We start from the raw sequence: 605 nt of genomic DNA, 5'->3' as shown, positions 1-605 counted from the left end.
TGTCGGCGTCGACCGTCACCGCCTTGTGGGCCAACGCCAGGCTGTCGCCGACGATGTCTGCCACGCAATGAAAAATTTCGGGCGTCTGGTAATTGTGCGCCAGCACCACCGCATTGCGCTCACGCTTCAGCGCTAAGATGGCTTCAATATCGCCGGCGAACGCGGGCCATTCAACGGGTGGGATCACCCGCCGGACACGCTCATACAAGGACGCAGCCATAGGTAACGCCCCAGTCATTGGCGCCTCGATTATATTCGGTTTGACAATAAGGGAATATATCTACCTTGACTATAAGTATGTCAAGCCCGCGCCAGCGGTAATTTTGTCCCGGCGATAGCCCTGTCGTCGAGGACGGCATGCCGGAAGCGATAAAGCTTCGCCGGTCGGCCGCCCGTGTCGAGGGAGGTCTCCCCGGTCTCCTCAACAAGTTCCTGCTGCTCGACCAATCTCCGGAAGTTCGGCTTGTTGATCAGCCTGCCAGCCAAAGCTTCCACGGTTCGCTGCAGTTGCAGCAGCGTGAAGGAAGGCCGCATAAGCTCGAACACGACCGGCCGGTATTTGATCTTCGAACGCAGCCGCGCGATCCCGGTTGCCAGAATACGAC

At 58.7% G+C, this 605-nt stretch carries 1 protein-coding gene and 1 pseudogene; both read right to left on the bottom strand.

Features of this window, described 5'->3' with window-relative positions:
* The coding region (gene nadA, locus EN969_RS34260) for a quinolinate synthase NadA (protein ID WP_164758810.1) at positions 1-238 on the bottom strand (238 nt) is incomplete at its 3' end.
* Between the two features lie 62 nt (positions 239-300).
* Positions 301-605: pseudogene (locus tag EN969_RS34255) on the bottom strand (hypothetical protein); the annotation flags it as partial.

It is taken from the genome of Mesorhizobium sp. M7A.F.Ca.CA.003.01.2.1 (assembly GCF_003998945.1).
Taxonomy (GTDB): Bacteria; Pseudomonadota; Alphaproteobacteria; order Rhizobiales; family Rhizobiaceae; genus Mesorhizobium; species Mesorhizobium ciceri.
Note: the sequence above shows the minus strand (reverse complement) of the source record. Positions and strands in the feature narration are given on the sequence as shown.